Origin of the sequence: Pseudoalteromonas issachenkonii, assembly GCF_002310795.1 — a bacterium.
Taxonomy (GTDB): domain Bacteria; phylum Pseudomonadota; class Gammaproteobacteria; order Enterobacterales; family Alteromonadaceae; genus Pseudoalteromonas; species Pseudoalteromonas tetraodonis.
In genome coordinates this window covers 332,257-353,593 of record NZ_CP011031.1, presented here as the reverse complement: position 1 = coordinate 353,593, position 21,337 = coordinate 332,257, and the positions used below count along the sequence as shown (strand labels likewise).

Sequence of the window (21,337 nt, the reverse complement as noted above, 5' to 3'; positions counted from 1 at the left end):
TAAAACCATTAAGGCTATTTAATGCAGTCATCATTACACATCAAAGATTGTCAGCTTTACCGTCAAGGCGAGCTGTTACTAAGCTTAAACGAGCAAGTAAATGGCGGCGAAATACTCACCATTATGGGGCCATCGGGCAGTGGCAAGTCAAGCTTATTAAATTGGCTTACAGGCTGTTTGCCCAAAGACTTTAGGGCACAAGGCGAAGTATGGCTAAATGATCAAAATATAGATAACACACCCCCGCATTTACGCCATATTGGGGTGCTCTACCAAGACGCTTTATTGTTTTCGCATTTAACAGTGGCAGGAAATATTGCCTTTGCTATGCCCAAAGGCAATAAAAAGCAGCGTCTTGAAAAAATAGACCACGCCCTAGAACAAGTTGGCTTAACAGGATTGGCAGCCCGCCATCCCGACAGTCTATCTGGTGGGCAGCAAGCGCGTGTTGCACTACTACGCATGTTGCTCAGCGAACCTAAAGCTATTTTACTCGACGAGCCTTTTAGTAAACTCGACACCCAATTGCGTGTTGATACCCGCGAACTGGTGTTTAGTCAAATACGCGAGCATAAATTGCCTGCCATTATGGTTACGCACGACCACAGTGACGCCGAGGCAACAGCTGGCAAAGTGATTACTTTAGGCACTGATGCTTAAAACCTGACTCATATTCAAGGCAATACGTATGTTAGATAAATTTGTTACCCCCATTATAAAGCCACTACTAACACCGGTTGTTATGCTCATTAATAAAAGCGGCATTACAGCTAATCAACTCACTGTTTTTGGTTTTTTAGTGGGTATGTTTGCCGTGCCTTTACTTGCCTTTGAAATGTGGTATGGCGCATTAATCGCCATTGCGTTGAATAGAATTTTAGATGGACTGGATGGCGCATTAGCCCGCTATGCTAATCAAAGTTCTAGCGCGGGTGGGTTTTTAGATATTACTCTCGACTTTTTATTTTACGCAGCGATTCCACTGGGCTTTATTTTGGCTAATCCAGCACAAAATGCCATTGCAGGTGCTATTTTACTGGCTACTTTTATAGGTACCGGTTCCAGCTTTTTGGCCTTTGCGATTGCCGCTGAAAAATTTAAACTCGACAAACCACAATTTAAATATAAAAGTTTTTACTACTTAAATGGCTTAACCGAAGGCACAGAAACCATTGCCTTATTTGTTGCCTTTTGTATTTGGCCGCAGCACTTTGCCATAATGGCCAGCTTATTTGCTGCAGCTTGCGCCATAACGATTTTCACCCGTATTTATGGCGGTTATCACACATTAAAACAACTAGAAGCTAATATCAGTAAAACGGAGGCTATCAATGGATAACGAATTATGGTGGCGGCTTGGATGTTTTGTAAGTATTTTAGTCATAATGATGCTGCTTGAGTGGCAAGCCCCTGCACGGCAATCGCCCATAAAAGCCACTAAACGTTGGGTTGCGAATTTTGGTCTTGTATTTACCTCTTCAGTGATTGCTCGGTTAGCGGTTCCTTTAGGGTTAACCGCCGCCGCGCTTTATAACCAAGAACATAGTATCGGTGTGTTTAATCAACTAACTATGCCTCTTTCAGTAGCAATTATACTTAGCCTGCTGTTGCTAGATATACTGATTTATTGGCAACACAGATTATTTCATAAAATTCCAATTTTATGGCGTTTACACCGTGTTCACCATGCTGATGCGCACGTAGATACAAGCACTGGGCTGCGCTTTCACCCTATTGAAATAGGTCTTAGCATATTGATAAAGCTTGCCGCCATAACTGCTCTTGGCGTGCCCGCCATTGCAGTACTTATATTTGAAATAACACTCAATGGGTTAGCACTGTTTAACCACGCAAATATTCGCTTGCCAAGCGCAATAGAAAAACCACTGCGCCTCATCCTTATCACCCAAGCGCTGCACCGCATACATCACAGCCAAAACCCCGAAGAAACAAACAGTAACTTTGGGTTTAGTGTAACTTGGTGGGATAGACTTTTTGGCAGCTATAAATCACAGGCAAGCCAGCCTGATAAACGTATTGCACTTGGTTTGAGCCAATACCCAAACCCCGAACAAAATTCATCCTTGTGGCAATTGTTAATAATGCCATTTAAAAAATAGCAATACGGCTAATGAAAACGCCCATGTACACCTTTTAAACCTTTATTTATAACATTACTTGGGCGTTTAACCGTTCCTGTTAACAAAAACACCCTATTAAAAGTAAATCAATTGTAAATTATTTAAACAAATTCTTGACCCAGTTAAAAATCCCCCATATTATTTGTAAGCGCTTACATTTATCACACATGAAAATGTAAGCGCTTACAAAAATGAAAAAATCAACAAATACACTATATTCTGACAATAATCAGTTGAACGGGGTTCAGTTATGAACATTGAAACAACACGCATTACTCGCCTTTTGGCTGCTATTTCATTAGCATCTCTGGCGGGTTGTGGTGGTGACGCAGCAACCACTACTACAGATATTGAAAAAGTAAACCCTACTGAACCAGTCTCTGACTGGCGTATGGTATGGAACGATGAGTTTGACAGCACTAGTATTGATACTAACAAGTGGAACTTTGAATTAAACTGCGCTGGCGGTGGTAACAACGAGAAACAATGTTATACCGACAGTGAAGAAAACGCCTTTATTAAAGACGGTGTACTAAACATAGTCGCCTTACCTGCAGAAGAAGGCGCAGAAAAACCATACACATCAGCCCGTTTAAACACCCGTTACAACGCAGACTTTACTTATGGCCGCTTTGAAATGCGTGCAAAGTTACCTTCGGGTCAAGGTAGCTGGCCAGCTTTTTGGATGATGCCAACCGATGAAGAATATGGTACTTGGCCGCGCTCTGGCGAAATTGATATTTTAGAAGCGGTAAATTTAAAAACAGTTGCTGAAGATGGCACCGTTGAAGCTAATATTCATGGCACACTTCACTATGGTCGCGAATGGCCAAATAACTCAAGTTCTGGTAAAGCGTATACATTCCCTGAAGGGATGAATCCTGCAGACGATTTTCATACTTACGCAATTGAATGGCAAGAAGGCGAAATTCGCTGGTACGTAGATGGCTATTTATACGCCACTCAACGTCGCTCTGAAGTTCGTTACAATTCAAAAGATGAACCTGTTGGCTTAAAGCATAAAGGTTGGTTTGCTGAATACTTTGAACAAGGTAGCGGCGAGCTAACAACGCATTGGGATAATGCCCCATTTGATAAAGACTTTTACCTTATTTTAAACAATGCTGTTGGTGGTGATTGGCCTGAAAACGTAAATAACTTAGGCGTTGACGCTGCAGCATTTGCAGAAGGTCAAAGTTTTGAAATTGATTACGTGCGTGTTTACGAATGTGCCTCTAACCCAACCACAGGTAAAGGCTGTGAAACAGTACGCCCAGGTTACGATAGCCTAGAAGATGCACTTGTTGAAGGTAAAGCCCCTGTACCTACCCCGCCAAGTGATGGTGTTGCAAAGAATCTTGATATTTTTGATGGCAGCTTAAATGCCAACTGGATCGCATGGGATTGTTGCGGTGGAACAACACCAGAAACCATTACTGACGCTGACAAAGGCGAGGTAATTAAGTTTAACATTAACGATAATAACGGGACTGTGCTTGGCTTCTCTACCCGCGGTGGTCACTTCTCTGATGATTTTACTGGCACTTCATCTCCATTTGATGCATCACCTCTACTTGATTTAAATGGCCGACTCACCTTTGATATGAAAGTAGTAACGCCACCAACATCTTCAACTACTTGGTTATTAAAAGCCGAAGCGGGTGATGGTGGTCCTAATACCGGCGATGTAGCCCTTAGCGATAGTAATGAAGGTGTTACTCCTGTTACTGGCCAATGGCAAACCTATACATTCCCACTTTCTTTACTACAAGAAAGAGGCTTAGATTTAAGTGCCATTGATGTATTAATGGTATTCCCAGCATGGCAAACAGGTGCAGGCGCTGAATATTTAATTACCAATGTTGCGATTGAAGGTGATTTACCTGGAAGCCCAGAAGTTGACCTATTCACAGACGGACAAAATCTAGATTGGCCAATGTGGGATTGTTGTGGCGGTTCAACACCAATTGAGGTAGTAGATGATGAAGAACACGGTTTAACCGCAGAGTTTAGCATTGGCGAAGCACCCACTGTAATGGGCTTTAATACTCGCACCTCAGCCGGTGGTAGTGGTAAACCATTTGATGCAACAAGTATTTTAGAAAATGGTGTACTACAGTTTGATGTAAAAGTAATGTCAAATCCAAATGATCCAGCAGCTGTTTGGACAATGAAGATTGAATCTAATGAAGGCGATACAGCGGTAGAGCTTCCATTAACCGATGCTGGCGATGCACCCGTTGCTGGTGAGTGGAAAACTTATACCTTTACATTCGCTGACTTAGCGGGCGCAGGTTTAGATGTTAGTGCCATTGATGTAGTGATGATATTCCCAGCATGGGGCACAGGTGAAGGTGCGGTTTACCGTGTTGATAACGCTAAAATGTACGATCCGAGTGCATCAGCAGGCGATGAAATCACTATTTTCCAAGATACAGCCGCAGATATGTGGAGTATTTGGGACTGTTGTGGTGGCTCTACACCGACTGAAGAAACTGACGATGCTGAACACGGCACAGTGGCTGAGTTTGTTATTGGTGCTACACCAACAGTAATGGGCTTTTTAGCTGACGAAGGTGTTTCTTTTGATGCATCAGCAATATTAGCAAATGGTGTTGTGCAATTTGAAATGAAAATGGTGACACCACCAAATGATCCTGACTCAGTGTGGACATTTAAAATTGAGTCAACAGGTGCAGCAACGGCGGTAGAGCTTCCTCTTGCACAAAGCGTTGAAGGTGAAGTACCGGTTATTGGGCAATGGCAAACATACACGTTTACAGTGCAATCATTATTTGATGCAGGTTTAGACATTAGCGATATCAATGTACTGATGGTTTTCCCAGCGTGGGGAACAGGTGAAGGTGCAGTTTATCGTATCGACAATGTGGTTATCGCTAACCCATAAACCCTAATTCAGTGGTAGGTACTAAATTAAAAGTACCTACTTACCGTAATAAATTAAGTAAAAGCAGAGCAATTATGAACACAAATAAGTTTAAAAAAAGCCCACTAGCGGCTTCTGTGTCACTTATCATCGCTGCAAGCACATTTAACTTCGCTTATGCTGCGCAAGAAAATACTGCCGAACCTGAACTAGAAGTTATTGAAGTAAAAGGTATTCGTGGTTCATTAATCCGTTCAATGGATGTAAAGCGTGACGCATCAGGCGTGGTTGATGCCATTTCTGCTGAAGAAATGGGTAAATTTCCAGATACTAATTTAGCTGAATCGCTACAACGTATTACGGGTGTATCGGTAAGTCGCTCAAACGGTGAAGGTAGCCAAATTACCGTACGTGGTTTTGGCCCATCGTTTAACCTTGTAACACTTAACGGCCGTCAAATGGCAGGCACCGGTTTTACGCGTTCATTTAACTTTGAGAACTTATCATCTGAAGGCGTTAGTTCACTTGAAGTTATGAAAACAGCGCGTGCGGATACACCAACAGGTGGCCTTGGTGCAACTGTAAATATTGTTACCGCTAAACCTCTACAAAAGCCGGGTCAGCGCTTTTCATTGATGGCTAAAGGCATTCACGATACATCGGTAGAAGAAGGTGATGAAGTAACACCTGAAATTGCAGGTATTTACAGCAATACTTTTGCTGACGAAATGTTTGGTTTTTCAGCTAACTTTTCATACCACCGCCGTGATTTTCAGCGCCAAGCAGCCAATGTACGCTCTTGGTTAGTCAACCCTAACCTATCGGTTGATGCTGAAAACATAATTGATAACCGCCCAATGGATGCAGATGGTAACCCAGCTAAGCAGTTTTTCGATCCAAATGCTGGGGATAATGGTGAGTTTGTATCTGCCGCTTTCTTCCCACAAGAAGTCAGCTTTTCAAAAGATGATATTCAGCGTGAACGTTTAAATGCGCAAGCCACTTTTCAGTTTGCACCAACAGATAACTTAACGTTTACACTAGATCATACAATCTCAAATGCAACAACAGGTAATAACTCACTATCGTGGGGTATTTGGAACGGTTCGTTTGGTGGTAATGGTAATGCCTATGAGCTAGATGAAAATGGCACCGCTATTTACTATAACTCAGCCGGTGATGATGCCTCATTCACGGCATTTCGTGAAACTGCCGAGGTAGACTCAAAAGCAACCGGTATCAATGTTGAATGGTTAGCAACAGAAAACCTTAGTTTTAACTTTGATGCCCATACTTCAAAAACCACAACAGATAATGGCAAAGATCCTGGCTTAAATTCTAATGCCCGTATTATTTTGGGCTCAGCAGAGTTATCTACTAAAGAATACTTTTTCCGCGAAGGCGATGTACCGGGTTTTAATATTAATTGGAACAACGGCACACAAGAAGTAAGTCCAAATCAAATTGGTTCTAACTTCAGTATTTTTACCAGAACACCAGGTGAGTCAGAAGTTTCTCAAGTACAATTAGACGGTAAATTATTTACTTATACAGATATTGGTCTTGAAACCGTTAAATTTGGTGCGGCTTACACTAAGCAAACACTCAGTGGTTGGGGCGGCTCTAATAACGCCAATGCACCTGGCTTTAACAACGGTACATTCGCTGAAATTTTCCCAGATGCGATGTTCGAAAGGATTGATTTAAGCGGATTCCTTGATGAATTTTCATTTGGTCCTAACGGCGTAGCGCCAGGTTATGCTTACACTTATGACCTTGATGAAGCATTTGCTCGTCAAAGTGCTTATTTGACCGAAGACGTAATTGGTAGTGATTATTACCGAATTGGTAGCTTTGATAACTTCCCAACTAACGAAGTAGAAGAAGAAACCATTAGTGTTTACCTTTCTAGCAACTGGGTATTTAACGTTAGCGACTACGACGTATTTGTAAACTTAGGTCTTCGTTATGAAGAAACTGATATTGTAAGCCCAGCAAAAAGTCGTGTAGCGGAACAAGTTTACTGGGCAGGCGGTTCAGAGTGGTTAACTCAATTTGCCGCTGGTGGCGAATTAGTTGAAGTAGACTATGAAGGACAATACGACTTACTACTTCCTATGATTGATATTAAAGTCGATCTTACGGATGACTTAGTAACCCGCGCATCATGGGGACAAACAATCACCAGACCAACTCTTGGCGATATGTTAGGTAACTTGGCTTTAACACCATCACCTAAATTAAATTCAAGAAGTGGTAGCCGTGGTAATCCAAACTTAGAGCCATTTAAATCAACTAATCTAGATTTAAGCCTTGAGTATTATTACAGCGAAGGCAGTTACGCTGCTGTTGGTCTATTTTGGAAAGACGTAGATAATTGGATTGATAACACCCAGGTAAAAACTACCTTTGAAGGTTTACATGATGTGTATTTAGGTGAGCGTTGGAACAATGCAGTAGCCGCCATTGAAGGTCGTGGAGATCAAGCAACTGACACTGCAATTTACAATGAAATTGTAGCTAATGGCGTAGGCATTGGTGAAAACAACCGTATATTACCAGATCCAGCGACTGATCCGCTGATTGAATGGACCATCAATTCACCTGAAAACGTTGGTTCACGTAAAGTAAACGGTTTTGAATTTGCTGTTCAGCACTTGTTTGGCGACTCAGGCTTTGGTGCAGGCTTTAATGCCACCGTTGTTGATGGTGATGTAGAGTACGATAACTACTACCTTGCCTCTCAAGCAGTATTAGCTGGTTTAAGTGATTCTGCAAACATACAAGGCTTTTACGAAAAAGATGGCTTATCGGTGAAAATTACCGGTGCATGGCGTGATGAGTACTTAATTGCGCAAGGTTTACCTGACTCAGGTGCTACGGCTCCTCCACAATACGCAGAAGAGTACTTACAGTGGGATATTAGTGTGAACTACGAAGTTAACGAAAGCACAACGGTATTCTTTGAAGGTGTGAACTTAACCAACGAAACCGAGCGTTCATTCAGTCGCTTCGAAAGTCAGTTCTTAAGCGCGGCTCAATACGGCCCTCGTTATGCCTTTGGCGTTAGATACTCTATGGGCAATTAATACATTGCCCAAATACAGTTTTTGATTACCCCTTATAGTTGAAAAGTCAAAGCCGCTCATTGAGCGGCTTTTTTTATAACTGTTTAATTTTTTCTAATAGCTTATCGGTTGTCCAATCAATATCGTTATAGGCAATATCGGGTTTATAATAATCGCCCTTTCCTCTTGCTCTATTCACATACACTTTATTAGGCACTATCACTTTACCTAAACCTGAGGGTAACTCAGCTAATCGAACATCCATATACAGTGAGTCAGCACTGCTTGGCGCGCCAAATAACTGAGTGTTTGAAAACTGCTTAAATACATCAATGGCATCAAGACACGCACTTGCACACTGTGGCGGCACAATAACAAAAACCTGTGTTTTAAAGTCACTCTCTGGCACCGTGCTACCGCTTTGGTTTGGTTTACTTTGCGGCTCTTCGATGTAAAATAGCTTATTATTTTCAAGTGACTGCGCCATACCTGCAGCTATTTCTTTAAACTCTTTTTGTGCTTTAGGTTGATCTTTCAACACTTCAATTAATGATTTAACATGGCTAGTATTATCTTTTGACGCTCTCCACCAAACTCGGCTATTTTTTGAGTAGTTATCCATTTTTTGTTCAACAACTTGCTCACCCCACAACTCTTTTGCAAGCTTTAAGCTCCAATACGACGAGCCACCTTGGTTATGACGAAGATCTAAAACCACCGTTTTTGCACTGAGTAACTTAGAACGTTGATCAGTCACTTTTTTATACAAGTTATTGTAATCATGAGTTTGCTTATCGTTATTTGCAAAACTGGGCATAGCAATCCACGCTATGTTTTGCGCAGGCCAAGTTAAATCGGTTGTAAGCTCATCCCCATTATAGGCATGTGTTAAATGCTTACTTACACTCTTTGGCCGAACAGACCAATCAAGGGTTTTACTGTAAGCTTGCCCATTGGCTTTAACAAATTGACATTCTTTTAGAGGTGTTAAAAATGGGTTGCCCTCATCAATTAGTAACCGCCAACCTTGCTGCCACCAATGCCCAGGTTGTGTAACCTGTCCATGAAATTTAAACACTCTTTGTCGCATTAACGTCTCGGTACTTTGCCCATCGCAACCACTTATCACATCACCTTTATTTATATTATCTGTTTCACTGTAATACACTTTTAATGCATCACCCCGCCAAACGGCACTAAAACCTGGCCAACGACGAGCAGGTCGTTCAACGCTTGAAAACACACCTGCATGACCATCTTGTAGCACAGTACTAAAACGCGCAATTGCCGCAACATGAACCTGCGGCCCACTCGCTTTGGCAGACAGTGCAAGTGCTTCTGCTTTTGCTTGCTTTAATAGCTCAGGAAAGACTGGGTTGTTAACATCAAACATACCGGGGTGGTTTTTTGCCGAAATACTGTAAGCAGCTTCAATATCACGTTCAGTAACACTGCGCCATTGCTCTGGTGTTTGAGGAGTAACTGCTAATTCTGCCATGCTCAAGGTAGGCGTAATTAATAAAGCACTCAATAAAGTACGGCTAACTATTTTTGTTTTTATGTTCATGAAAATCCATTTTAAATTAGGTTATATAATTACTGTAAACTCATTTGGTGGAACTAAAAATACCTTAAATCAAATAAGTATCAGCAAATTATTTTTATAGCAGTAACTTAACAACATTAAAAGCAGCTAACAACGAGTAAGATTTGAAATGAACTGGCTTTAAATTTAGAGCAACACCTTACTTAGACGTTTGTTCAATTTTGGTTTGCAGTAGTGTTATGCGGGCGTTGAGTTTTCTAAAGCTATACTGTGAATAGAAAAAGTTCAAAAAGAAAGCAGCAAAACCTGAACAAGCAAGCCCTATCAATGGGCTGAAATAAAACATTAACAACAAAACAATAACAGCCATCGCTATCGTAAGTCCCAAATTATGAGATGCACTAAATAACTTTCGGTTGTTTTTTTCAAGTTGAACTATGTGAGAATCTATATCCATTAAAATTTCCTTTTAACAAATCAACGTTAACTATCTTGAGCTTTAGATGGCCACATAAGCAGCATCTAAAGAAGTCCATTTACTCCACTGCGCTTTAGTTAATCGATATAACTGTACAGCACGACCATGAAATTCATGAGTGCTATAGTCTGTAAAACCAATTTTCTTTGCTACTTTCAGTGACGCAATATGCTCAGGTTCAATAATAACAACGACGGATTGATGAGTAGTTTGAGTAAACACATACTTTAAAACACCTTAAGCCGCTTCGCAGGCTAATCCTTTATTCCAAAAATCGCCCGCTAATCGATACCCTAAATTAGGCTCTTCGTTACCCGCGACACTTTGTGGAGAAACACCACAAAAACCTATAAGTAGGTTACTGTTTTTATCTATTAGTGCCCATGGGCCCAAACCGTATGAACCGTAGCATTGTAAACACCACTTTATAAATTCACGAGTTGCAGCTTCATCGCACACACCACGAATTGAGTATTTCATCACTTCATCGTCATTAAGAATTTCACTTAATGCCGGCACATCATCAATTGAAAATGGCCGAATAAGCAACCTTTGGGTTTCACAAATTTTCACTCAAACCTTCTTGTTATCAAAGCTAAAAAATTTCAACAAACCAAGTGATTAAGGTTGTTATCTCAGTTATTTCGCTCTTTTTTATATTTCGAATGCCATAAAAAGTATCCAAATAATATGCCTACTAAAGGAAATATTATTAAAGATGTAATGATTCCATCAAAAAAAATCTTGCTCACCTGTAAAGTACATAATTAATTGAAATAAAATAGCTGTAGGAATTCCCCAGCCTAGAACACCTTTTAGTAAAATAAAACGGAATTTAGCGTGGTTTATATTCATGAGCCTTCCTTGAGTTGTGGCGCCAAATAATAAGCTGAAATAAATCATAGTCGTTAGTGAGTTAAGTCTCTAAATTATTGAAGACGATTTAAATTAGTTTAAAATTACATTAACACTATTGAAAAAACACTTAACCAACTTAATTGGATACCATAAGAGATACGTTGATAGGTACCTGGATTACTTTGAAGCTTAACCGCTTTAGCCATAGCAAACAGATAATAAACAGTAGCGATAACAGAAACAATTGAAAAAACACGAAAGTATAAAGGAGTAATTTCTGTGGTTGGACTGATCGCTATTAATATTGGTGCTAAAACGAGCGAAAGCAACATAATGAAACCAGCCCAAGAGTGAACCTTGCAGCTAAAAGTTGGGTGTTTAGTAAATGGGTCAGCATCCATAGGAAAATAACCCGCAACCCAGGTACCAATACCATGCACTATAACTAACCAACCAACCAACCAACAATATTAACCAATATAGAAACATTAGCCAATTGCGCCAAATACCAGCCAAAAAAGCAAAATAGAAAACCTAAAGGATAATTATTAATTAGCGGTGACAGTTTTTCAGTTGGGCTTCCCGTTGCACCTAATTCACTACAAAATTGTTTAGAATGGCTGTAGCCTTCATAAAATAGACTTGCTACATAGACACCAATGAATATCCATAATGTGGCTATTAACCCTGAATAAATCGCAATCGTTTCAAACATCACCATAATCCTTTTTGTGATTAATTCATTAAAGCCTTTTTGAACATAGAGGAGAAAATGAGCCGGCTTCGAGTGACGAGCTGTGAGCTTGTACAAACAGCCTGAAACCTAGTCATAACAGCCCTGAGCTAGAACCTTTAATCTACTTTTTCAACCCAGCGCCTCATTATTAAGCCATTTCTTTATTGTTATAATTGGCCACTAATTTAATGCAATGGGTATTGGGTTTTAAAAAACAAAGCGCTACAAAAATGTAGCGCTTTCATTACTTATAGGTTGTTTGTTTAAACTAAAACGCGTTATTAAAAAAAGCCAAGCGGATCTTCGCTGTAACTTACTAGCAAGTTTTTAGTTTGTTGGTAATGATCAAGCGCGAGTTTGTGAGTTTCGCGGCCTATACCAGACTTTTTATAACCGCCAAACGCTGCATGTGCTGGGTACATATGGTAACAATTAGTCCATACACGACCTGCTTCTATTTTGCGACCAAAGTGATAAGCACGATTCATATTACGGCTCCATACCCCTGCGCCTAAACCAAATTCTGAGCTGTTAGCCAGTTCAAGTGCTTCGGCTTCGTCTTTAAAGGTCGACATTGAAATAACGGGGCCAAAAATTTCTTCTTGGAACACGCGCATGTCATTACGTCCTTTTAATAGTGTAGGTTGAATGTAATACCCGCCGTTTAGCTCGTCGCTTAATTGCTCAACATGCCCGCCAGTTAATACTTCAGCACCTTCTTCTTTACCAATTTCAATGTAGCTTAAAATTTTATCAAACTGCGCTTTAGAGGCTTGTGCGCCTACCATGGTTTCACTATCAAGCGGGTTGCCACGTTTAATTTGTTTAGTACGTTTTAAAATACGTTCTATAAATTGCTCATAAATATCTTCTTGAATGAACAAGCGTGATGGACAAGTACATACTTCACCTTGGTTAAAGTAGGCAAGAATGGCACCCTCAATTGCTTTATCTAAATATGAGTCGTCTTTTTCCATAACATCGCTAAAGAAGATATTAGGCGATTTCCCCCCAAGCTCGACCGTTGAAGGAATAATATTCTCGGCTGCACATTTTAAAATATGTGAGCCCACAGGAGTTGAGCCTGTAAAGGCAATTTTAGCAATGCGCGTACTAGTTGCCAGTGCTTCACCTGCTTCTTTACCAAAGCCGTTTACCACATTTAAAACACCTCCTGGCAGTAAATCGCCAATAATTTCCATTAACACTAAGATTGAGGCAGGTGTTTGCTCGGCGGGTTTTAATATTACACAGTTACCTGCTGCAAGTGCAGGCGCTAATTTCCATGCGGCCATTAATAATGGGAAGTTCCACGGAATAATTTGCCCTACAACGCCTAGTGGCTCATGAAAATGATACGCCACCGTGGTTTCGTCTATCTCGCCAATGCTGCCCTCTTGAGCACGCAAACAACCGGCAAAGTAACGAAAGTGATCGGCGGCCAGTGGAATATCAGCGGCAAGGGTTTCACGAATCGCTTTGCCGTTATCCCATGTTTCGGCCACAGCAAGTAACTCTAAGTTTTGTTCAATGCGATCGGCAATTTTTAATAAAATATTGCTACGCTCGGCGACTGAGGTTGTGCCCCACTGGGTTTTTACAGCATGCGCTTTATCAAGTGCTAAATTAATATCGTCTTTATCAGAGCGAGGAATTTTACAAAATACTTCGCCATTAACTGGGCTTATATTATCAAAGTACTGGCCGTTAACTGGGGCAACCCACTCGCCGCCAATGTAATTACCATACTGCTGTTTAAATGTGACGAGTGCATCTGCTGAACCTGGGTTTGCGTAAATCATATATGTGTTCTCTTGTTGTTGTTAGCTAAAAGTCTAAGCCGAAATTTGTTAGAGTAATGTAGCAACTTGCTTTATATTTAATCGGTATTGATTGACATTAGACCATTAAGCGCTTAAAAACTTGCTTAGCTGTCCAAAAAAGTTGTCTGTGAGTCCATATTAAAAACGCTCTATAACGATTAAAAAAGGCTGAACATGCACACATCTCAGTTAAATAAAAAACGCCAACAACTTGATGTACTGATTGAAAACAAAGTGACCTTTGCTGCCGATAACTCCGAGCTAAGTATTTACGATACCTATAAAAGTGCGCAAAAAGTGGCGTTGCATTCTAACGAATTACTGTTTTGCGCTATGCTCAGTGGTAAAAAAATAATGCATGTTGAGAGCAGTCAATACCACAAAGCGTTTTTACCACATGAATCGTTTGTATTAGCACCCGAGCAAAGCGTGCTGATTGATTTCCCACAGGCAACTATCAACTCACCTACCACCTGTTTGGCGATTGAAATTAGCACCGATAAAATAACCAATGTGGCTAATGCGCTTAATATGCAGCAAAATTTTGCAAACGATGCCTTGTTTGAATACAGCCCTAATTTAGTGCATACCCAACATAATACTCAAACGCAGCAGTTATTAGAGCGCATGGTTCATTTATTTAGTGAGCAAGGCGCCGAGCGACACTACTTGATTGATTTATCGTTAAACGAATTGATCACCCGTTTATTACAACAACAGAGCCGTGATTTATTGCTGGCCAACTGTGACAAGCTGCGCCTAAAAAGTAACGTGAGTGATGCACTGCATTATATTGAAGAGCATTTAAACGAAAACCTCGACATAAACACCCTTTGTAAAATAACCTGTATGAGCCGTAGTAAGTTTTATCAGCAGTTTAAACTTGCTTTTGGTACAAGCCCTGCGCTTTGGCAACAACAACTTAGGCTTAAAAAGGCCCGTACGCTTTTATTAGAAGGCCACGCTATAAGCAAGGTGTGCTACGACCTGGGTTTTAATAGCGCCAGTCATTTTAGCCGTTTATTTAAGCAAACTTTTGGTATTGCACCAAAAGCGTGTCGCCACTAACCTAACACGACAGTTTTTGTTATATTAAACAGCCTAATATGCTAGATTGTTTGCAATGTTGTAAGTAGTAATGAGTCACCGATGAGTAAACCCACCCGCTGGACATTAAAGAGTATTGCCAAAGAGTTAGGTGTGTCTAATGCTACGGTATCAAATGCGTTTAATCGCCCTGATCAACTCTCTGCTAAACGCCGCGAAGCCATACTTAAAGCGTGCAAAGAGCTGGGGTATTATGGCCCTAATAAAGCGGCGCAGTCTTTGCGAAGTGGCACCTTTAATATTGTTGCATTAGTCCTTCCCGATAGCGTGGAATACATGGTATCAGACCCTGTTGCGAGCAGTTTTATGCGGGGAGTAACCTCGGTACTTGAAAAAAACAATATTAATGTTTTATTGTTTTCAGGCAATAGTGACAACCTCAACAGCGTTGTTGATTTTGTCGATGGTTTTATTTGTTATGGTCGCCCGCGCAATAAAGCACTAGTAGAGCAACTAAAAACAGTCTCCAAACATGTGGTGACGGTTGATTTTGACATTGCCCGTAACGCCTCAATTAATGTTAATAACGAGCAAGCCAGTTATGAAATAGCCAAACATGTTTTGCATAATCAAGATGATAAAGTGGCTATATTAGGCTTAAGATTACTTGATGAAAATGTATTGTGCCGGGTATACGAACATCACGAATTTGAAACTGGCCAATCTATTTCGCATCAACGTTTGCGTGGTTATCAACGCGCCTTAAGTGAGGCTAATATAACGGTTGCCGACGACCGCATTTGGAATATTCCTGAAAGCAGTGAGCGCTTTGCAAATATTGCCGCAAAAGAGGTATTAACAGCCTCCCCTCGCCCTAACGTGATTATATGCATGAGCGATTTAATTGCCCTTGCCACCATGCGAGAAGCCATAAAACAAGGGATAAAAATAGGCAGTGAGCTGCGTATTGTGGGGTTTGATGGCATAGAAGAAGCCGCTCGTTTTGTACCTCGCCTCACTACAATTCATCAAAATAGCCAAGAAAAGGGCGTTATGGCTGCTAACTTATTTATTTCTAAAGAAGAAAAACAATATGAAGTAGGTTACGCACTCGATATTGGTGCAAGTAGCTAAGCACTGTTAATAAAGCAAATAAAAAAGCCAAACAGAGGCTGCTTGGCTTTTGGTTTTCAACAAATAAAGCTATTTAAGCCAATAAACTTTGTAAGTTTAGAGTGCTTTCTTGAGTGCCATTAACCTGCGTAATAAGTGCAGTACGGCTTGCAAAGTCAATCCTCAATGAAATTGATTGTTGTTCAAGCTTCCACATTAAACAACAAACACTTGCGCCGCCTTGAGCCGAAAATTCACCTGCAAATGCGGGATGTTCATTACGCATTTTAATTAGCTCTATGAGCCCTTTTACTACTGGTTTATTAAGGGCTTGCTCTATTTTAGCCGCGTTCAAATATGGGCGATTTATATCACGGCCAACATTGGTTTTTGCTAACAGTTCCATATCGTTTTCACAGGCAAATAAGCCGCCGTAATAAACTTGCGGTACACCTGGCGCAAAAAATTGAATTGCGCGCGACAGCAAATAGTCAAAATCATTAGCGCCTAATGCATTGTAATAAGTACAGTTTACTTGATATAAATCGACATTACTGGCAGCCGCGCCTGTTGCTTGACGGCTTTGATTGTTACTATTTGCATGCATGGTTTCTACTAGGTTATCAATTTGCTCTGCATTTAATAAGCCTGGTTTTTCACCCATTGGGCCTGCATCAATAATGCCTATGCCATCATGGGTGTCTAGTACCGTTAAACAGTTACGCGGCGATATTTTTAGCCATTTGAGTAATGCATCCGCATTGTTATTAAACAAGCTATGTAGAATTAGTGGTGGCAACGCAAAGTCGTAAACCATATTAACGCGCTTAGCTACATCTACTTGTGTTTGATAATGGCTATGAATTTCTGCAATGGTTTCCATGCCTAAATCGTTGGCTTGCTTTGATAAGTTATCTAAGTAGCCAAACGTTTCATCTAGCATAAAACAATTAGTACCCGCCTGCTTAATGGCATAACCCGCTGCATCTAAACGAATAATATTAACGTTGTTAGCAGAGAACTTAGTAAGTACATTATTTAAATACGCAATTCCTGCCTCTACTTTTACGTTTATATCAATTTGATTGTCGGTAAAAGTGGTCCAAAAATCATACGTTTGACCATCACCGCATTTCATTGGCGTAAAACAACTGCCTGGGCGTGGACGGTAAATAGCTTGCTGCTCAGCCTTGCTCATACCATTGGGAAACACGTCTTCTTTGGTTAAAAATAAATCCCAAAATGCTGACGCTTTACCTTTAGCCAGCACATCTTGAAATTGAAAAGATTGCGCCGACACATGGTTCACTATTAGATCAGCCATTAAATCATGGTCTTTACCGAGTGCCTTTATGTCGTCCCAAGTACCGATTCGAGAATCAACTTCACTATGATCAATCGGGTCAAAGCCTGCATCGCTGCCATCAATTGGGTTATAAAATGGCAATAAGTGCACACCACCAAAAACGCCCTCTAATGGGCCATGTAAAAGAGTGGTAAGTGCATTTATATCTTGGCCAGTAATTCGATCAGCGTATGTGATCAATTGAACTTTATTCTTCATCATTGTGTGATTACCATGTTGAAACTTAATCGATTAAGATATATCTTTAACTAGCACGTACGAATTTACAAGTTATTTTTATAAATTTTACATACAAATATCGTGGCGACATTAATACTATAATCAGTAACTGACTGACTTACTGAGTGTTAAGAACGCATTTAACGAGGAAAAGCACATGACAAAATCACACACACACGTAAGCAGCGATCCGTTGCAACAAATTCGCTGGCTCACATATATGATGTTTTTTATGTTTGCCATGACCTCCGATGCCGTTGGCATGATCATTCCCGAGCTCATAACTGAATTTGGTTTAAGCATGACCCAAGCCAGCGCATTCCACTATGCGCCTATGGCACTCATTGCCTTTAGCGGATTATTTTTAGGCTTTTTAGCCGATAGCCTCGGGCGTAAAAAAACGATTATGCTTGGGTTATTAATATTTTCTGCGAGTTGCTTTTTATTCGCCATTAGTAGCAGCTTTATATTTTTTGTTTTTTTGCTTTGCTGTATTGGTTTAGCTATTGGCTTATTTAAAACCGGCGCTTTGGCGTTATTAGGCGATATTTCTCATAGCAACGCAGAGCACACTAAAACCATGAACAAAGTAGAAGGCTTTTTTGGTATTGGTGCCATTGTTGGACCTGCACTTGTTGGTGTATTACTGGTACAAAATGTAAGTTGGACTTATTTATATATTATTGCCGGCATTATGTGCTTAATTTTAGCGTTTTTAGCGTGGCGTGCAGAGTATCCAAGCGTTGTTAAAAGCACTGAAAAGCCCGCTTCACTTGCTACCACCATGAAAATGATTAAAAACCCCTACGCGCTTGGCTTTTCGCTCGCCATTGCGCTTTATGTTGCAACCGAGGTTGCCATTTACGTATGGATGCCGACGCTGTTAAAAGACTACACAGGCTCTTGGCCCCTTTTGGCAACCTATGCACTCACCATATTTTTTATACTGCGTGCCGCAGGGCGTTTTATTGCGGTGTGGTTATTAAACCGCTATAGCTGGCAAGGTGTTATGGCTTACTTAAGTTTAGGTATCGCATTGTGTTATGTGGGTACTTTAGTCGGTGGCGTTGATTGGGCTGTTGGTTTATTGCCGCTTTCAGGGTTATTTATGTCGATGGTTTACCCGACCTTAAACTCCAAAGGAATATCGTGCTTCCCGGTACAACAACATGGCGCAGTTGCTGGGGTTATATTATTTTTCACTGCACTTTCAGCCGCATTAGCGCCTTTATTTATGGGTATGATCAGCGATTACTTTGGTCATGTACGTTATGGTTTTTACCTTGCAACCGGCTTTGCCATTATTTTATTTTTAGCGATGCTGTTTAACTATTTCCGTGACCCATCAGCCTGCGCTTTACAAGAGAGCAACCTAATAACTGAGTAAATCAACAAATTGGGGGCTAAAAAAAACACTATATAAATCAATAGATGAGTAAAAAAACAGCAAATAAAGAATAAAATAATTTGCTTATTGTAAAAGATTTGTTATTTTTACTTAATCGATTAAGTAAAAATAACAAACCCCTTCGGGCTCACAAAGCGAGGCGTTCACATGACAACACACAACACACCTTTATATTTAATGAGTGCTTTAGCGCTGGCTGTAAGCCAAGGCGTTTATGCACAACAAGAAGAGCAAAACACACAAGCGCAAGCTAACAAAGGTCTTGAGACTATCGTTGTAACCGGTGTACCACGTCGTACAACCATTATGGCATCAAGCTCATCAGTGAGCAGTTTATCGCTTGCTCAAGTTGAAGTATCTACACCGCGTTCAACTGCTGAAGCGTTTAGAATTATTCCGGGCGTACGCTCAGAGTCAACCGGCGGTGAAGGTAACGCAAACATTGCTGTACGCGGCTTACCTGTGGCCTCTGGTGGTGCTAAGTTTTTACAATTACAAGAAGACGGTTTACCCGTTATGCAATACGGTGATATTGCTTTTGGTAACGCTGATATATTTATGCGCCTAGATAATACCGTACAAACTATCGAATCAATTCGTGGTGGTTCGGCCTCGACTGCAGCAAGTAATGCACCGGGTGGCATAATTAACTTTATATCTAAAAATGGTGAAAACGAATCAGGCAGTGTTTCTACAACACTGGGCCTTGATTACGACACTATTCGTACAGACTTTGAATACGGCACTTACCTTAGTGATAGCGTACGTTTTCATGTAGGTGGTTTTGTGCGCCAAGGTGAAGGCCCGCGTGAAACAGGTTACACATCAAATAAAGGTGGGCAAATTAAAGCCAACCTTACCAAAGACTTTGAAAACGGTTACGTGCGTCTTTATTACAAACATTTAGATGACAAAAGCGTGGGTTACTTACCAATGCCAATGTATGCAAATGGTGACTCAATCCCAGGGTTTGACGCACAATCAGATACCCCGCATTCAGCATTATTTACTAAAACAGTGCGTTTAAATGGCGAAAATCAAATTAGTAGCGGCGATATTCGCGATGGCATGAACCCGCAAGTTGACTCAGTGGGTTTTGAAGCCGTATTTGACTTAGATAACGATTGGCGTATTGAAAACCGTTTTCGTAAATCCTCTGTTAGCGGTAACTTTAATTCACTTATTCCTGCTGAAGTAGGCAGCGCGACTGCTATTGCACAAAGTATTGGCGGCGCAGGTGCAACGCTTAGTAATGCCAATACCGGAGCTGCATTTAATGACGATTTAGCTATGCGTATTCATACGTTTGACGTCACAATGAACGACTTTGACTCTATTGTAAACGACTTCAAACTGACTAAATCACTAAGCGATGATACAAGCGTTACGTTTGGTTACTATGCTTCAACACAAAATATTGCTATGTCATGGTTATGGAACTCTTACCTAATGGAGCTTAAGGGCGATAATGCGGCGCTACTAAATGTAACAGCTGCCGATGGTACAGCGTTTTCTGAAAATGGTTTATATGCATACGGAACGCCTTTTTGGGGTAACTGCTGTCAGCGTGATTACGATACAGAATACGATACCCGCGCCCCGTACGTTTCATTTTCAACAAAAGTGGGTGATGTAAGTATTGACGCAAGTGCTCGTTACGATAGTGGTGAAGCACGCGGCAACTATGCAGGTGCCGTTACCTCAACGGTCGATATGAATCGCGATGGAGTGATTTCAGTTCCTGAACAAAATGTAGCAGGCATTGATACCGCAAATGCTAGCCCAGTAAATTACGATTGGGATTATGCATCCTATTCAATTGGGGCTAACTACCAAATAGATTCAAGCCTTGCGACATTTGCAAGACTGAGTAAAGGTGGCCGCGCAAATGCTGACCGACTTTTATTTGGTAAAGTACGCGCTGACGGTTCGGTTGCTGATGAAGATGCCGTTGATGAAGTAAACCAGTATGAATTTGGGGTTAAAAAACGTTTTGATTCACTTTCAGTTTTCGCAACAGCGTTTTATGCAGAAACAGAAGAGCAAAACTTTGAAGCAACATCGCAAACCTTTTTTGACCGTGAATACGAAGCAAAAGGGATTGAAATTGAATCAACTTACTTCATCGATGCATGGGATTTTCGTGGTAACTTAACATGGACAGATGCAGAAATTGCTAAGGATGCACTTACCCCTGAAGTGGTAGGTAATACGCCACGCCGCCAAGCTGATTTAATCTACTCTTTAATGGCTCGTTATAGCTTTGATAAAGGTGCTGCCGGTGTGAACTTTATTGGTACTACTGATGCTTACGCTCAAGACAACAACGACCTTAAATTTGACGGTTACACTCAAGTAAATGGCTTTGTAAGTTACGATTTATCTGAAAACCTTAATATTGCACTTAATGTAAATAACTTATTCGATACGGTAGGTATTACAGAAGCTGAAGAAGGCTCAATTCCAGATAATAACATTATTCGCGCCCGTACTATTAATGGCCGCACAACATCAATAACGCTTAAATACGCGTTTAACTAACCATTTTTAGTGTAACAAACGCTGAAGCTATGTTTTTCAGCGATTGTTACACTAACTTTAATTAGTTTTAATAATTCTCCCTTGAATTTTGACCTAGCTCTGCTGG

Annotated in this window: 16 protein-coding genes and 1 pseudogene; 9 read left to right on the top strand and 8 right to left on the bottom strand. The window is 40.7% G+C overall.

Going from position 1 to position 21,337, the window contains the following annotated elements:
- Positions 1-21 precede the first annotated feature (21 nt).
- From PISS_RS17215 to PISS_RS17195, 5 genes are all read left to right on the top strand, one after another.
- Entirely contained in the window at positions 22-660 is a 639-nt protein-coding gene (locus PISS_RS17215) for an ATP-binding cassette domain-containing protein (protein WP_013463030.1), read from the top strand.
- 28 nt (positions 661-688) lie between these two features.
- Positions 689-1,339, top strand: a complete 651-nt coding sequence (locus tag PISS_RS17210; protein ID WP_013463029.1) for a CDP-alcohol phosphatidyltransferase family protein — start codon at positions 689-691, stop codon at positions 1,337-1,339.
- Positions 1,332-2,120, top strand: coding sequence for a sterol desaturase family protein (locus PISS_RS17205; protein ID WP_013463028.1), 789 nt, complete (start codon positions 1,332-1,334; stop codon positions 2,118-2,120). Before PISS_RS17210 ends, PISS_RS17205 begins: the two co-directional genes overlap by 8 nt.
- Positions 2,121-2,391: 271 nt before the next feature.
- Positions 2,392-5,049 carry a glycoside hydrolase family 16 protein gene (locus PISS_RS17200; protein ID WP_013463027.1) on the top strand — a complete coding sequence of 886 codons (2,658 nt, stop codon included), beginning with the start codon at positions 2,392-2,394 and terminating at the stop codon, positions 5,047-5,049.
- Positions 5,050-5,123: 74 nt separating this feature from the next.
- Positions 5,124-8,117 carry a TonB-dependent receptor gene (locus PISS_RS17195; protein WP_024602712.1) on the top strand — a complete coding sequence of 998 codons (2,994 nt, stop codon included), beginning with the start codon at positions 5,124-5,126 and terminating at the stop codon, positions 8,115-8,117.
- A 73-nt stretch (positions 8,118-8,190) separates the two neighbouring features.
- Here PISS_RS17195 and PISS_RS17190 read toward each other — a convergent pair whose 3' ends face one another.
- The 7 genes and pseudogenes from PISS_RS17190 to exaC form a co-directional block, all read right to left on the bottom strand.
- Entirely contained in the window at positions 8,191-9,663 is a 1,473-nt protein-coding gene (locus tag PISS_RS17190; RefSeq protein ID WP_058155834.1) for a S41 family peptidase, read from the bottom strand.
- Positions 9,664-9,841: 178 nt separating this feature from the next.
- A complete protein-coding gene (locus tag PISS_RS17185) occupies positions 9,842-10,099 on the bottom strand; it encodes a hypothetical protein (RefSeq protein ID WP_058155832.1) in 258 nt (85 codons plus the stop codon).
- 42 nt (positions 10,100-10,141) lie between these two features.
- Positions 10,142-10,342 (bottom strand): GNAT family N-acetyltransferase, encoded by a 201-nt coding sequence (locus PISS_RS19080; protein WP_232311377.1) that lies wholly within the window; start codon positions 10,340-10,342, stop codon positions 10,142-10,144.
- 15 nt (positions 10,343-10,357) lie between these two features.
- Entirely contained in the window at positions 10,358-10,693 is a 336-nt protein-coding gene (locus PISS_RS19075) for a GNAT family N-acetyltransferase (RefSeq protein ID WP_232311376.1), read from the bottom strand.
- A gap of 159 nt (positions 10,694-10,852) precedes the next feature.
- Positions 10,853-10,975 (bottom strand): hypothetical protein, encoded by a 123-nt coding sequence (locus tag PISS_RS19140; protein ID WP_257720508.1) that lies wholly within the window; start codon positions 10,973-10,975, stop codon positions 10,853-10,855.
- A 104-nt stretch (positions 10,976-11,079) separates the two neighbouring features.
- Positions 11,080-11,693: pseudogene (locus tag PISS_RS17170) on the bottom strand (DUF998 domain-containing protein).
- 302 nt (positions 11,694-11,995) lie between these two features.
- Positions 11,996-13,516, bottom strand: coding sequence for an acetaldehyde dehydrogenase ExaC (gene exaC, locus PISS_RS17165; protein WP_058155830.1), 1,521 nt, complete (start codon positions 13,514-13,516; stop codon positions 11,996-11,998).
- Between the two features lie 195 nt (positions 13,517-13,711).
- On the opposite strand from exaC, the gene PISS_RS17160 reads away from it, so the two are divergent.
- Positions 13,712-14,605: an AraC family transcriptional regulator gene (locus PISS_RS17160; RefSeq protein ID WP_058155828.1), complete on the top strand. Its 894-nt coding sequence runs from the start codon at positions 13,712-13,714 to the stop codon at positions 14,603-14,605.
- Between the two features lie 81 nt (positions 14,606-14,686).
- Positions 14,687-15,718, top strand: coding sequence for a LacI family DNA-binding transcriptional regulator (locus tag PISS_RS17155; RefSeq protein WP_016900594.1), 1,032 nt, complete (start codon positions 14,687-14,689; stop codon positions 15,716-15,718).
- Between the two features lie 73 nt (positions 15,719-15,791).
- Here the strand turns inward: PISS_RS17155 and gtfA are convergent, their stop codons facing one another.
- On the bottom strand, positions 15,792-17,264 hold the full coding sequence (gtfA, locus tag PISS_RS17150) for a sucrose phosphorylase (protein ID WP_058155826.1): 1,473 nt from the start codon (positions 17,262-17,264) through the stop codon (positions 15,792-15,794).
- 175 nt (positions 17,265-17,439) lie between these two features.
- On the opposite strand from gtfA, the gene PISS_RS17145 reads away from it, so the two are divergent.
- Positions 17,440-18,669 carry an MFS transporter gene (locus PISS_RS17145; protein ID WP_024602703.1) on the top strand — a complete coding sequence of 410 codons (1,230 nt, stop codon included), beginning with the start codon at positions 17,440-17,442 and terminating at the stop codon, positions 18,667-18,669.
- 168 nt (positions 18,670-18,837) lie between these two features.
- Positions 18,838-21,231: a TonB-dependent siderophore receptor gene (locus tag PISS_RS17140; RefSeq protein WP_013463014.1), complete on the top strand. Its 2,394-nt coding sequence runs from the start codon at positions 18,838-18,840 to the stop codon at positions 21,229-21,231.
- Positions 21,232-21,337 lie beyond the last annotated feature (106 nt).